Annotated in this window: 10 protein-coding genes; 7 read left to right on the top strand and 3 right to left on the bottom strand. The window is 71.8% G+C overall.

The window, feature by feature from the left end; all coding sequences use genetic code 11:
- Nucleotides 1–21: 21 nt before the first annotated feature.
- On the bottom strand, nucleotides 22–1,173 hold the full coding sequence (locus A3G1_RS0125060; RefSeq protein WP_018352246.1) for a Fic family protein: 1,152 nt from the start codon (nucleotides 1,171–1,173) through the stop codon (nucleotides 22–24).
- A gap of 115 nt (nucleotides 1,174–1,288) precedes the next feature.
- Entirely contained in the window at nucleotides 1,289–2,701 is a 1,413-nt protein-coding gene (gene eccB, locus A3G1_RS0125055; RefSeq protein ID WP_018352245.1) for a type VII secretion protein EccB, read from the bottom strand.
- An 89-nt stretch (nucleotides 2,702–2,790) separates the two neighbouring features.
- Here eccB and eccE point away from each other — a divergent pair, with 89 nt between their 5' ends.
- Both eccE and A3G1_RS0125045 read left to right on the top strand, forming a co-directional pair.
- The gene (eccE, locus tag A3G1_RS0125050) at nucleotides 2,791–4,194 is read left to right on the top strand and encodes a type VII secretion protein EccE (protein WP_157641379.1); all 1,404 of its coding nucleotides are present in this window, start codon (nucleotides 2,791–2,793) and stop codon (nucleotides 4,192–4,194) included.
- A gap of 13 nt (nucleotides 4,195–4,207) precedes the next feature.
- Entirely contained in the window at nucleotides 4,208–4,882 is a 675-nt protein-coding gene (locus A3G1_RS0125045; RefSeq protein WP_026212492.1) for a hypothetical protein, read from the top strand.
- Nucleotides 4,883–4,896: 14 nt separating this feature from the next.
- Here A3G1_RS0125045 and eccD read toward each other — a convergent pair whose 3' ends face one another.
- Complete coding sequence (eccD, locus tag A3G1_RS0125040; protein ID WP_026212491.1) at nucleotides 4,897–6,255, bottom strand: type VII secretion integral membrane protein EccD; 1,359 nt, start codon at nucleotides 6,253–6,255, stop codon at nucleotides 4,897–4,899.
- 134 nt (nucleotides 6,256–6,389) lie between these two features.
- Between eccD and A3G1_RS0125035 the strand changes: the two genes are divergently transcribed.
- The 5 genes from A3G1_RS0125035 (at nucleotide 6,390) to A3G1_RS0125015 (ending at nucleotide 13,998) form a co-directional block, all read left to right on the top strand.
- Entirely contained in the window at nucleotides 6,390–8,333 is a 1,944-nt protein-coding gene (locus tag A3G1_RS0125035; RefSeq protein WP_018352243.1) for a M13 family metallopeptidase, read from the top strand.
- Nucleotides 8,334–8,389: 56 nt separating this feature from the next.
- Nucleotides 8,390–12,250 (top strand): type VII secretion protein EccC, encoded by a 3,861-nt coding sequence (locus A3G1_RS0125030; protein WP_026212489.1) that lies wholly within the window; start codon nucleotides 8,390–8,392, stop codon nucleotides 12,248–12,250.
- 9 nt (nucleotides 12,251–12,259) lie between these two features.
- Entirely contained in the window at nucleotides 12,260–12,430 is a 171-nt protein-coding gene (locus A3G1_RS40835; protein ID WP_018352241.1) for a hypothetical protein, read from the top strand.
- Nucleotides 12,427–13,497, top strand: coding sequence for a hypothetical protein (locus tag A3G1_RS0125020; RefSeq protein WP_018352240.1), 1,071 nt, complete (start codon nucleotides 12,427–12,429; stop codon nucleotides 13,495–13,497). Before A3G1_RS40835 ends, A3G1_RS0125020 begins: the two co-directional genes overlap by 4 nt.
- 84 nt (nucleotides 13,498–13,581) lie before the next feature.
- Nucleotides 13,582–13,998 (top strand): hypothetical protein, encoded by a 417-nt coding sequence (locus tag A3G1_RS0125015; protein ID WP_018352239.1) that lies wholly within the window; start codon nucleotides 13,582–13,584, stop codon nucleotides 13,996–13,998.
- Nucleotide 13,999: the final 1 nt, after the last annotated feature.

The following is a 13,999-nucleotide window of genomic DNA, read 5'->3' as shown; positions in this document are numbered from 1 at the left end:
GGTTGTACGCGATCCCAGAATTTATTCGCTGCCCTCGACCGTGGCGATGATGGCTGGCGCGACGAACAGCCGCGTCCGGCCCCGGCTGGGCAGTTCGCGGAGGATGCCGGCCTCGGTGAGCTTGGCGATGTTCATGGACGCGGCACGGTGGGACACACCCAGCACGTCTTTGGCCCGGTTGATCGTCACAGCCGGCACCTCGAACAGCGAGTCCACCAGGATCGCCAGCAGGCCACTGGATTTCGCGGTGGCGACTTGCCCGCGCAGCTCGTCCCGCAGGAGGTGGAGACGCCTTGCCCGGGCGCCCGCGTCCCGCGCCTGCTGCTCGATGACCTCGAGGAAGAACGCGAACCAGCCCGTCCAGTCCCCTTCCGTGGACACTCGGAGCAGGCCGTCGTAGTAGCGGTCTCGCCGGGGTTCGATGTATGCGGAGAGGTCCAGCAGCGGACCGGGGAGCAGGCCCCACTCGATCAGGAGCAGCACGACCAGAAGACGCCCGACTCTCCCGTTGCCGTCGACGAAGGGGTGAATCGCTTCGAACTGATAGTGCAGTGCCGCGATCGTGAGCAGCGGAGGGAGGCGATGCTCGGCATGCATGTGCTTCTCGAAGGCGTCGAGGCATTCCCACATCTGTTCCGGTGGAGGCGGCACGTATGGCGCGGTGTCGATGACCGCCCCGGCAGGCCCGATCCAGTTCTGGGACCGCCGGAACTCCCCAGGCGTCGCGTAGCCGCCCCGAACGCCGGTCAACAGGATGCTGTGTGCCTCCCTCAGCAGGGAAAGGCTCAACGGCAACCGGCGGCCCGGATCGAGTACGTGATCCATCGCGTCGAGGTAGTTGTACACCTCGCGTACGTCGTCGTAGTCATGTCCCGGCGGGCGATCCACTTCGAACATCGCCAGCTCTGACAGCGAGGCCTGCGTTCCTTCGATCCGGCTGGACAGCACGGCCTCGCGGCGGGCCAGGGCGCGAGACAGCAGATGCGGGTTCGGCAGCCCTCGGCCGAGGCCCGCCAGCTCCCCCAGTGCCCGGTCGGCAGAGGACAGCCTGACCATCAGCTCGTAGTCGATCTGGATCTCGGGCGTCAGTGGCGGTGGGACGAACGCCCGGTAGCCGCGCTCCGCGAGAACTACGTGTTTCCGCCTATCAGGGGTGAAATCCTCGACTCGCAATGCTACTTACCTTCCATTGGCCGGAAGTTATGATACTTAACTGCCCCTAAGTATCACAGCACAGTAGTCCTATGATACCTAACCCCTGGTTTGGTATCACTGGATCGGCGTAATGCTAGTTAAGTAGCACTGGGGTCAGGGCGGTTGCCGGGTCGAGGGGTGGGCCGGCCGGGATCAGGGCGACGAGGGCTGCCGGGAGGCGGAGCGGGGTCGTGGTGGCGTAGCCGAGCATCTTCTGGACGTCCGGGGCCGGGATCGGGTAGCGGACGCCGAGGTCGGTGACGATCGCGAGGCTGCCGGCCGGGGCTGTCGGCGAGGGCAGGGCGCTGACCAGGGCTCCGGAGCCTGGTTCGACGATGATCCGGTCCGCGAGGAGCGCGCCGTCCCTGGTGGAGCCGCCGGTGGCGGGGGTGGCGTCGGGTACCTGGGCTGTCGCGTCGAGGGTGATCTCCGGGGAGCCGGAAGCGTCGCGGTACGTGGCACAGATGGCCGCGTCGGCGCGCGCCGGCCGGGTGGACTTCGGTGTCGTGGCTGGCGGGGCGGCCGGGCCGGCCTCGGGGATGAGGGAGCCGGCACGCGGCGAGGTCGCGTACTCGGCCGGGCTCATCCGCAGCGCGCCCTGCTGGGCCGCCGGGGTTTCCGGGTCGCCGAGCAGGATGTCGGCCTGCACCTGGGTGATCGCGGCCAGCCCGTCGGCCAGCGCCACGTGGTACTGGCGCTCGCCGCCCTGGGTCTCGATCAGCACGACCTGGCCGGTCCTGACGTTCGGGAGCTTGCTGGGCGTGCCGCGTGCCGGTACGGCGATGCGGGCGAGGTCGGCACCGGACGGCAGCGCGTTGAGCCAGGCCGGGGCCAGGCCGGCGGGGGCTTCACTGAAGCCGAGGGCCGGGAGGATGAGCTGGGCGTCCCGGATGGCGTACCGGTGGCCGTGCCAGACGAGGTACGTGACGCCGGAGGCGCTCTTCGCGATCAGCGCGTTGTCCGCCAGCGGCTTGGCCTGGGTGGCTTCGCGGCCCACGTACACAATGGATTCTGTTTTCGTGGCACCGGCAGTGTCCTGGAGCTGGCGTGAGCACAGTGACCAGGCAGACGTGCTGACGTTCCTGGCGGAAGGCAGCGAGTCGGGTGCGCCGGGGATGCCGAGCGGCCTGCCCCGGGTCACGCCGCTGATCGAGGCGCGGGCGACGGACACCGGCTTGGCGCTGGCCGACTTGGCGAGCAGGAGCGCGGAGGCGTAGTTGGCTACCGGGTGCAGCTTCCCGCCGAGATAGACATAGCGGGCACCTGTCTCCTTTTCGATAACAATCGCGCCCTCGTTCTTCCAGGACGTGTTACCGCCGGGCGAGATCACACCGAACAGCGCGACCCCGGCGAGGGCGATGATCGCCACCATCACGCTGGCCAGCATCGCGCCAGCCGCACGGCGAAACGGCGAGCGGACCGGATCGGTCTCCCGCATGACCAGCGCCGACACGACCCGCTGCATCACGAACTGGTACGACTGCAACTGGTCGCGCCGCTCCGACATCCGCTCAGGCTATGACTTACCTCGGCAGATCGACACCCCTGGCACGGCTCGAATAGCATGGGGCCGGCCGAGAGAAGGGGGGTTGCAGCGTGACGAGCGTGCATGGTCAGGCGTCCGTGTCCTCGCCTCCTGCCCGGCCCGGTGGTGTGTACGGTGCCGCAGGGGCGGTCGGTCCGACGAGTTCCGCCACGGTGTACGGGTCAGCTGCCGCGTACGGCGGGCCGCGACCGGGTGCCGGTCCCGCGGCGATGCCGCCCAGGCCGCCACGGAAGCCGGGTGTGCTGTTCGGCATTCCCGCCGTGCACCTGCTGGCCTGGCAGCTCGCGATCGCCGGGGTGCTCGCAGCGATGGGCCAGGGCATCGTCCCGCTGGCCGTCGCAGGGCTGCTCGCGCTGATCGTCTTCCTGCTCACGGCGGTGCGGCTCCAGCGCAAGTGGCTCTACCAGTACCTCGCGGCCCGGATCAGCTACACGATGCGGAACAAGATCGCGCAGCCCGCGCCGTACGTCGACCCGCGTTCGGCGCTTCTCGACTTCCTCGCCCCGGCGACGCTGGTGACGAGCGTGGAGGTCGACGGGCAGGGCGTCGGCGTCGTCGAGCACGCGGCAGGCGTGACGGCACTGCTCGAACTCGGCCCGATGGACGCCGGCCTCGTCTCGGAGGCCACGACCCGCCTGCCGAACCCGGCGACGCTGCTCCCGCCCGCCGACCCGAACTCGCCGCCGCTCACCCTCCAGCTCCTGATCCAGGCCTCGCCAGCACCGGCGCTGACCGTCGGGGGCGGGGCGGCCGCCACCTCGTACCGGCAGCTCACCGAGGGGCTCATCCCGGCCTCCCGCCGGGCGTGGATCGCGATCCGCCTCGGCCGCGAAGGCACCACGCACTCCGACGCCGACCTGCGCCAGGCGCTCGGCAGCGCCGCCCGCCGCCTCGGCCGCCGGCTCCACCAGGACCAGGTGCTCGCCAGGACCCTGGACAGGGAAGAGGTCCTCGCGGCCGTCGGCCTGCTCGCCCACCTGCCGCCGGGGAGCCATCCGGTACGCGGGTCCGCAGCCGTCGGCTCCGTCGGCGTGGCCAGCGTGAGCGCGGCGAGCCCCGGGCCGATCGGGTACGAGACGTGGGGCGCGTGGTGGAGCGGTGAGACCGCGCAGACCACGCTCAGCCTGCACAAGTGGCCCGACCCGCGTACCGAGGCCGGCAAGCACGTCCTCACCACCGCCCTGGCCGCACCGGGCATGGCGACGACCGTGTCACTGGCCGCCCGGCGCGTCGACGTCCGCCCGGCCGACCTGCCGGGTGGCGACGCCGAGCCAGAGCTGGTCGCCGTCGAGATGGGCATCCGGCTGGCCGCGCCCACCCCGGCGCTGCTCGGCGGGGCGGTCAGCGCCCTGACCAGCAGCCTGAAGGCGAGCGGGGCCGGCGTCGACCGGCTCGGCGGCTCGCAGGCAGCCGGGCTGGCCGCGACCCTCCCCTTCGGCGGGTTCCTCAAGTGAGCGGATTCTTCTCGTGACCCTGTTCGGCACCCTCGACCCCCAGCTCGCCAGCCCGGCCGCTCTCGGGGCGCTGGAGATCCACGCGGGCGGGGCCGGGCTCCTGATCGGCACCAACCGGCAGAAGCAGCCGGTCGTCGCCCGGATCTTCCGGCCGGAGCCGACGAAGGCCGTCCTGGTCGGCGGGCTGCGGTGCGCGCAGCTGCTCGCCTTCCGGGCGCTGGCGCTCGGCGCCCAGGTCGTCATCATGTCGGCCCGCCCGGCGGCGTGGCAGCCGTTCACGCACGGGGCCGGGGCACCGGACCTGCTGGTGTACGCGACTCCGGGCTCGGCGCTGCCCGCCCCGACCGCCAACCGGCCGCAGCTCCTGATCGTCGACGTCGGCCCCCAGGTCGGCGACCTCCCGGACACCTCTGCGGCGAACTGGCGGACGACCCTGGTCATCCGCGAGGACCTGACGGCCTGGGACATCGACATGCTGGTCCGCGCGCACCTCGTCGTGCTCCAGCCGCTCACCGAGATCGAGTCGGCCCTGGCCTCCTCGGCCCTCGGCCTGTCCGACGTGCAGGACTGGCTGCACCGGATCCGCGCCGACATGGTGACGGTCGTCAGCCAGGGCTCGGTCCGCTGGGCACTACTGGGGACGACAGCTGTGGAACGCCAGCTGATCGGCGCCCCGAACCGCTTCTAGGGCCTGTCCGCAGGTTAGCCGCCCAGGCCCCGGAGCAGGGAGTACAGCCCGAGGACGGAGCAGGCGACCGGGACGACCGAGATGACGAGGACGACGTCGAGGATGTCGGCTGCCCGGCCGAGGTACGGGGACGGGGTCCGGCGGGAGTAGACGAGCCCGGCGGTGAGGACGGCTCCGGCGAGCACGAGCAGCGTGCCGAAGCCCGCCACGAGGCGGACGGCGGGTGACGCCGCGGCCAGGAGCGTGAGGGTCAGGGCTGTCAGGCCGAGTACGCCGGAGACCAGGAGCGGCAGGCGGTGCCGGACGGCCGGGAAGAGCCGGGCCCGGAGGATCAGCGCCGCCGAGACGACCAGGACCAGGATGCCGGCCGGCACTCCAGCGTGGAGGGTCAGAATGGCTGCCGTGGCCGCCCAGGTGACGAGGGTGGCCTGGAGCATGCCGGTCAGGAGTTCGTCGGCGCGGGCTACGGCGGAGAAGACCCTGGCGCGGTCGGGCAGCGGGGCGAGGCCGTCGTCGGGGATCGTGACGGCGGGTACGGGGAGCTTGCCGAGGCGCATGGACAGCAGCGGGTACGCGGCGGTCAGGCCCAGGAGGGCTGTCGCGACCAGGGCAGCCGCGCCGGCCGGGCCGAGCCACAGCGCCAGGAGGCCGCCGAGGAGCCCGTACAGGGCCGTGGTGATCGCCGCTGCGAAGAAGCGCGGGGTGTCGGCCACGCCCGCGTACCCGGTGACGGCGAGGACCAGCAGGGCCGCCGAGCCCAGGAGCAGGTTCGCCGGGGTGAATGCCGGGTCCGCGAGGACGGTGAGGCCGCCGAGGAAGCCGTACGGGAGGCCGTACAGGGCGACGGTCGCGCCGGCCAGGCCGTCGGCGAGCGCCCGGGCGAGGACGATGCCGGTGACGACGAGGACCAGGCCGGTACCGAGGGCGAAGAGGCCAGGGATCAGCCGCCCGCTGCCCGGGACGGGGAACAGCAACGCCAGCCAGCCGAGCGCCAGGGCCACGCCGGCGATGGTGAGGGCTGTCCGGCGGGTGGCCGGGCCGCTCCACGCCGGCCCGTGGGCCTTCGCTCCGGTGGCGATGGCGTCGACCACGTCGTCGTAGTCGAGTTCGGGCCACTGTGCCCTGCGGGGTACGAGATAGAGAATTTCGCCGTCGTGGATGTTGTGGGCGGTGAGGGTACGGCCGGGGGTGAGGGGTGTGCCGTCGGCCCGGCGGAGCATCCAGCCGCCGTGGGTCTCCCCCTCGTCGGCCAGGCCCTCACCAGCGTGGGCGAGGATGCGGGGCAGCAGCTCGGCGACCGGGGATCCCTCGGGCAGCGCCACGTCGATCCGCCGTCGCGGGCTCGCGATCGTCACTCTGGCCAGGCCCGTCATGCTCACGCGGTCACCATACTGGGCTGGCCTGGCGGTGAGGGCGCCTGCTTTGATGAGCTTCCTTGCCCAGACAAAGCACCGTGAGACTTGTGAGTTCCCATATGACTGCGAAATCCGGCATTGAACTGCGGCACATGCGTCCCGGGGTCCGGGCACAGGACGACCTGTTCGCCCACGTGAACGGGCGCTGGCTCGACGAGCACGAGATCCCCGCCGACCGGGCCGTCGACGGCACGTTCCGCGCGCTGGCCGACCAGGCGGAGCTGGACGTCCGTGAGCTGGTCGAGGCTGCGGCCGGCTCGGCGGCGGAACCTGGTTCGCCGGAGCGCAAGATCGGCGACCTGTACGCGAGTTTCATGGACACAGCGGCGGTCGAGGCCAGCGGCCTGGAGCCGCTCGCCGGGGAACTGGCCGCGATCCGCGACGCCGCAGACCGCCGCGCCCTGGCCGCCGTGCTCGGCCAGCTCCACCGGACCGGGGTCGACGGCGCGCTCACCTGCTACGTGCTCCCCGACGCGAAGAACTCACAGCGGTACCTGCTCAGCGTCTTCCAGTCGGGCCTGGGGCTGCCGGACGAGTCCTACTACCGCGAGGACAGGCACGCTGACCTCCGGGCGGCGTACGTCGAGCACATCGGACGGATGTTCACCCTGGCCGGTGTGGGTTTCGACGCCACCGCGCCTGCCCGGGTGTTCGAGCTTGAGCGCGAGCTGGCCGCCGGGCACTGGGACGTGGTCACCTGCCGGAACGCCGAACTCGGCTACAACCTGTACACCTTCGACCGGCTCGTCGCCGAGCACCCAGGTTTCGACTGGGCGGCCTGGGCCGCCGAGTTCGCAGCGGGGACACAGGGACCAGCGGCCGATCGGCTCGCCGAGCTGGTCGTCCGCCAGCCCGGCTACGTGGCGGCCTTCACGGAGCTGTGGGCTGCCCGGCCGCTGGCGGACTGGCAGGCGTGGGCCACCTGGCGCTTGGTGCGTTCCCGGGCGCAGTACCTGACGGCCGAGCTGGTCGACGAGGACTTCGCCTTCTACGGCAACCGGCTCAGCGGCGCCACCGAGCTGCCCGGGCGCTGGAAGCGCGGCGTCGCCCTCGTGGAGAGCCTGCTCGGTGAGGCCGCCGGCCAGCTCTTCGTGGCCAGGCACTTCCCGCCGGAGTCGAAGGCCCGGATGGCCGTCCTGGTGGAGAACCTCAGGGAGGCGTACCGGCGCAGCATCACCGGGCTGGACTGGATGGGCGCCGCGACCAAGACCGCAGCCCTGGCCAAGCTGGACAGCATCGCGCTGAAGATCGGGTACCCGCAGACGTGGCGGGACTACACGGCGCTGGCCGTGGATCCGGCCGACCTGATCGGCAACGTCCGGCGCGGGCGGGCCTTCGAACACGACCGGATACTGAACAAGCTCGGGCGGCCGGTCGACCGGGACGAGTGGGTGACGACACCGCAGACCGTGAACGCGTTCCACCGCTTCACCATGAACGACATCACCTTCCCGGCAGCGATCCTGCGGCCACCGTTCTTCGACCCGGAGGCCGACGACGCCGCCAACTACGGGGCGATCGGGGCGGTCATCGGGCACGAGATCGGGCACGCCTTCGACGACCAGGGCGCCAAGTACGACAGCGCGGGCAACCTGGTCGACTGGTGGACCGACGCTGACCGGGCCGAGTTCGGCGTGCGGACGGGGGCGCTGATCGCCCAGTACGACCAGTACTCACCGCGGGCGCTGCCCGGGCAGCTGGTCAACGGCGCGCTCACGGTCGGCGAGAACATCGGCGACCTGGGCGGGCTGTCGATCGCCCTGGAGGCGTACCGGATCGCCCTCGGCGGCGCGCAGGGCCCGGTACTGGACGGTTTCACGGGGTTGCAGCGGGTCTTCCTCAGCTGGGCGCAGGCGTGGCGGCTGAAGTACCGCGACGAGCACGCCCTGGTGAAGCTGGCCACCGACCCCCACGCGCCGGCCGAGTTCCGGTGCAACGGCGTGGTCCGCAACATCGATGCCTTCTACCAGGCGTTCGACGTCCAGCCTGGAGACGACCTGTACCTCGCCCCGGCCGACCGCGTCCGGATCTGGTGACCGTCCCGCCCGGCGCCACTTCCGGTGCCGGGCGGCTCAGCACTACCGTGGCGCGGGTGAGTACCGTCGTCGTGAAGCGGCCGGCCCGCCGGCCCGGACCCGAGCTGCCCAGCGGTGACATCGTGCTCAACGCGCCGCCGGAGCTGCCGCAGATCACCGGCCGGGGCTGGACGCAGCTGCTCATGATGCTGCCGATGCTCGCCGGGAGCGGGGCGATGGCGTTCATGTTCGTCGGCCGCAGCGGCAGCACCCTCCAGTGGATCATGGGTGGCCTGTTCGGGCTGTCCTCGGTCGGGATGCTCGCGACCAGCCTCGCGGTGCAGGGCGGGCAGCCGAAGAAGGCCGAACTGATGGCCCAGCGCCGCGACTACATGCGGTACCTGGCGCAGATGCGGAAGAAGGTCCGGCGGAGCATCGCCGCGCAGCGGGCCGCCATGCACCACCGGCACCCCGATCCGGCCGCGCTCTGGTCGACGGCCGCCAGCCACCGGCTGTGGGAGCGGCGGCCGGGCGACGCCGACTACCTGACGGTCCGGATGGGGCTCGGGCCGCAGGAACTGCTCACGCCGCTGCGCGCCGAGCAGACCAAGGCTGTCGAGGATCTGGAGCCGATGACGGCGGTCGCGCTGCGCCGGTTCATCTCCACGTACCAGGTCATTCCCGACCTTCCGGTGGCGCTGTCCCTGCGGTCTTTTTCCAAGGTGTACGTGGGGGGCGAGCGGATCGCCAGTCTCGACTGGGTCCGGGCGATGATCGCGCAGCTGTCCACTTTGCAGGCCCCGGAGGATGTCCGTTTCGCCGTCTGCGCGGCGAACAACCGGCGGCAGGAGTGGGAGCACATGAAGTGGCTTCCGCACGCGCTGCACCCGTCCCGGGCCGACGCGCTCGGGGCTGTCCGGCTGATCGCCCCGTCGGCGACCGGCGTGGAGTCGCTGCTCGGCGACGTGCTGGCGAACCGGCCGCGCTTCGGGCAGGGCACTGCGACCGGCCCCCACCTCGTCGTGATCGTGGACGGCGGCGACCTGGCCGGTTCGCAGCACCTGATGACGGACGGCGGAGTCGCCGGGGTGACCATTGTGGACCTGTCGAGCCGGCCGCCGCGAACGCCTGACCGGACGACGATCGTGTTCGACGTGACGGCGGAGAAGCTGGTCAGCACGACGCAGGCGGACAGCTCGTGGATCGGGCAGCCCGACGCGCTGGGGCTCGCCGAGCACGAGGCGCTGTGCCGTCAGCTCTCCCCGTTGCGCCTCGCCGCAGCCACGTCCGGGCAGAAGTCCGCGCTGGGGCTGGCTGAGCTGATGGAGCTGGGCGACCCGTACGCGTTCGACCCGGTGCCGGGGTGGGCCGTGCGCGGCGAGCGCGACCGGCTGCGCGTGCCGATCGGCGAGGGCCCCGACGGGGAGCCGATCGAGCTGGACCTGAAGGAACCAGCGCAGGACGGCATGGGACCGCACGGGCTGCTGATCGGCGCGACGGGTTCCGGTAAGTCGGAGTTGCTGCGGACGCTGGTGCTGGGGCTGGCCGCCGGGCACTCGCCGGAGACGCTGAACTTCGTCCTCGTGGATTTCAAGGGCGGCGCGACCTTCGCGAGCATGGACAAGCTCCCGCACACCAGTGCCGTCATCACGAACCTCGCCGACGAGCTGCACCTGGTCGACCGGATGACGGAGGCGTTGCAGGGCGAGCTGGTACGCAGGCAGGAGTTGCTGCGCGCGGCCGGCAACTTCGCGTCCGCGCGGGAGTACGAGAAGGCCCGGGCTGGCGGCGCGCCGCTGGCACCGTTGCCGAGCCTGCTGATCGTGTGTGACGAGTTCTCGGAGCTGCTGACGGCGCGGCCCACGTTCATCGACGTGTTCGTCCAGATCGGACGGGTCGGGCGGTCGCTCGGCGTGCACCTGCTGCTGGCCTCGCAACGGCTGGAGGAAGGCAAGCTGCGCGGGCTCGACACCCATCTGTCGTACCGGATCGGCCTGCGCACCTTCTCCGCCGTCGAGTCCCGCATCGTCCTCGGCGTGCCGGACGCCTTCGAGCTGCCCCGGAGCCCCGGCCACGGGTACCTGCGGAACGGCACGGAACCGCTGACCCAGTTCAAGGCGGCGTACGTGTCGGGGGCGCACCGGCGCGACGCCGGCCTGGGGGCTGTGCGGGCCGCGTCGCAGGTACTGGACTACGGCAGCCGGTACGTGGCCCCGGTGGCCGCGCCAGAGCAGGAGGAGACCGGGTCGGAGAGCCTGCTGGACGTCCTGGTGTCCAGAATGGAGGGCCGGGGCACGCTGGCGCACCAGGTGTGGCTGCCGCCGCTGGAGGACCCGCCGACCCTCGACCAGCTGCTCGCACCGCTGGTGACCGAGCGCGAACGCGGCCTGACCGTCACCAACCCCGAGCTGCGCGACTCGCTGCACGTACCGGCCGGCATCATCGACAAGCCGGGCGAGCAGCGCCGCGACCTGCTCCGCGCTGACCTGACCGGGCACGTGGCGATCGTCGGCGGCCCGCTGTCTGGTAAGTCCACTATGGTGCGGGCGCTCATCGCCGCGACGGCGTTGACCAGCACTCCAGCGCGGGCCCAGTTCTACTGCCTCGACCTCGGTGGTGGCTCGCTGGCCTCGGTGCGCGGGCTGCCGCATGTCGGCGGGGTGGCCGGGCGGCGGGACGCCGAGCCGGTCCGCCGCACGGTCGCCGAGGTGCTGGGCATGGTCCAGGAGCGGGAGCGGCTCTTCGCCGACCGGGGACTCGACCTGACGGCGTTCCGGGCCGAGGGCGGGGCCGACGTGTTCCTGGTCGTCGACGGGTGGGGCGCGCTGCGCTCGGAGTACGAGGAGCTGGAGGCGACGGTCACCGCCATCGCCGCCCGTGGCCTGTCGTACGGCGTGCACGTGATCGCCACCGCCGCCCGCTGGGCCGACTTCCGGCCGGCCAGCCGTGACCTGTTCGGTGCCCGCTACGAGCTGCGCCTCGGCGAGCCTGGCGACTCGCTGGTCGACCGGCGGGCCGCAGCGGCGGTACCGGCCAAGGCCCCGGGCCGGGGCATCCTGCCGGGCGGGCTGCACTTCCTGGCCGCGCTGCCCCGGATCGACGGCAAGCAGGGTACCGAGGACCTGGCCCAGGGCTGCGCGCAGCTCGTGGAGCTGGCCAGGTCGGCGTGGCACGGCCAGCACGCGCCTGCCGTCCGGCTGCTGCCGGATTCGGTGCCGCCGATCACCGGCCGGGCCGACGGGCTGCGCATCCCGCTCGGGGTGGGCGAGTCGGACCTCCAGCCGGTGTACACCGACTTCGCCGCCGAGCCGCACTTCCTGCTATTCGGGGACTCCGGTTCTGGCAAGTCCACGTTTCTCCGGGCGATGGCCGAGGCGATCACCAGCCGGTACTCGCCGCAGGAGGCCCGGATCATCCTGGTCGACTACCGGCGCTCGCTGCTCGGCGCGGTGGAGGCTGAACACCTGATCGGGTACGGGACGAACGCGGCGAGCACGCTGCACCTGATCCAGTCGGTGGCCGCCGGGATGAAGGACCGGCTCCCGCCGCACGACCTGACTCCCGAGCAGCACCGCGACCGCAGCTGGTGGGCCGGCCCGGAGTGCTTCGTCCTGGTCGACGACTACGACCTGGTGACAGCCGGGCCGAACCCGCTGGCTCCGCTCCTGGACTACCTGCCACAGGCCCGCGACACCGGCCTGCACCTGATCCTCGCGCGGAGTACCGGCGGGGCTGGCCGGGGCCTGTACGAGCCGGTCGTCCAGCGGCTGCGCGAGCTGAGCAGCCCCGGCGTCGTGCTCTCGGGGAACAGGGAGGAGGGCGCGCTGCTCGGCACCGTCCGGCCAGGACCCCAGCCACCCGGCCGGGGCTGGCTGGTCACCCGGAAGGACGGGAGTCAGCTCGTTCAGTTGACCCACGCGCACCCCGCCGGCCCCTAGAATTTGAGGATGCTCGATGAGCTGAGGGTGGCGGTCAGGGCGGTCACGGATCGGTTCGGCGACGTGTTCGGCGATCCGGAGCTGGCTGCGGCCCACGAGCGGGCTTCCGAGGCCTGGCTGCGCGAGCTGGCCCTGAGGCAGGACAGCCCCGGCGACCTGCGCCCCGGGGAGCTGCCGTGATCCAGGTCAGCACGCTCGCCAGGGCGTTCGTCCCGCCGCCGCTGACCAGGGCGCTGCGCAGCCCGCGCGGCGACCCGGACGGGCTGCGCGCGCTGGCCGGGATCTACGAGGGCACACCGGAGCTGTCCGGGCTGGGCACGGCGATCAGCGCTTTCGCGGCGGCACTGGAGCTGGCTGCGGGGGCCCGGGGGCCGCTGGCCAGGTACAGGGCTGTGCGGCTGGCGCAGGACGAGCTGCTGGGGCGGCTCGCCGAGTACCAGGGCCGGGCGCGGGTGCAGGCGCTCACCGAGGCAGGCTGCCCGCCGGAGGACGCCCGCCTCTACGCCGGCCGGGTCAACGTGCGCCAGTGGCGGGCGGCCGGAGCGTTGCGGACGGGGGAGATGCTCGCAGCCGCTTCTGGGCCGGTGGAACGCTCGTACCTGATAAAGGCCCTGGCCTGCGACCATCCGATCGCCGCCGTCGAAGCCTTCGCGGATCTCGTCCGGGGCAAACCGGAGTCCTGGCTGGACAGGCATCTGCGCCTGGTGAATCCGCTGGTCACGGGGCCTGTGCGGTTCGAGGACGTTCCGGTGCAGCAGTGTGACGGCACGACCTGCGGCTCGATGGTGGTCCTGCTGACCAGGACGATCAACGATCCGGTGTACGCGCTGCGGCTGACCGGCGAGGTGGGCTTCGCGACCCGGCTGGCCCTGGAGCAGCGCCGCATCCACCGCGCGACGAACTCGCTGTGGCCGCAGGCGCTCGGGACCACGCCGTGGGGGCTCAGCAAGGCCCTCGGCTACGCGTGCCGGTGGAAGATCGTCGATGACACGGATCCGCTGTCGGTGAGTTCCGCGCTGCTGGCCTGCCTCCGCGCGCTGTACGCGGGCGAGGTCGTGCCCGTGTTGATCGGCGACGCGTACCCCCGGCACTACGTGCTGCTCATCGGGCACGACCGGCCGGATCTGATCTTCTACAACCCGTCGGGCGAGGTCCTCCGGGTGCCGGAGTCGGACTTCCTCGGCGGCCGGCTGGGCATGCTGGGCTTCCGGCACGCGCAGGCGATCGTCCTGCCACGCTGGGTGTGATTCCCCTGTACTGAGGGTGGGGCGATGCTTGACGCATCCACTAGTCTCGAAGGGCAACGTCTGCGGTCTGGGAGGGGGTTCGCGGTGAATTCCAGTTCTCCTGGTGCTCCCGACGGCGGCTCCGCCGCGTACCAGACCATCCAGGTCGAGATCACCTCGCTGACCGACTTCGCGACCGCGCTGCGCCGTGAGCTGGAGGAGAACTTCCGGCGGGCCTGGGACGCGCACGTGCGGCCGGAGTTCGAGCGCGGGCCGCGCATGGGCAACACGCAGGAGATCCCGAACCTGAGCCTGCTCCGCGAGCACGACCAGCAGTGCATCCAGCGCGCGGCCCAGGCAGCAGCCAATTTCCACAGCGGAACGCTGGCCCTCGCCGAGGCCGCCGAGCTGATCGCCGCCAGGTACGAGGCCGCTGACGTGTTCGCCGCCGGGCTCCAGGACCAGATCAAAGCAGATCTCGATCTCGTACTGCCGCCGCGACCTGCCCCCGGCCGAGCCTGAC

The sequence above is a fragment of the Longispora albida DSM 44784 genome (genome assembly GCF_000379825.1).
Lineage (GTDB): Bacteria > Actinomycetota > Actinomycetes > Mycobacteriales > Micromonosporaceae > Longispora > Longispora albida.
Note: the sequence above shows the minus strand (reverse complement) of the source record. Positions and strands in the feature narration are given on the sequence as shown.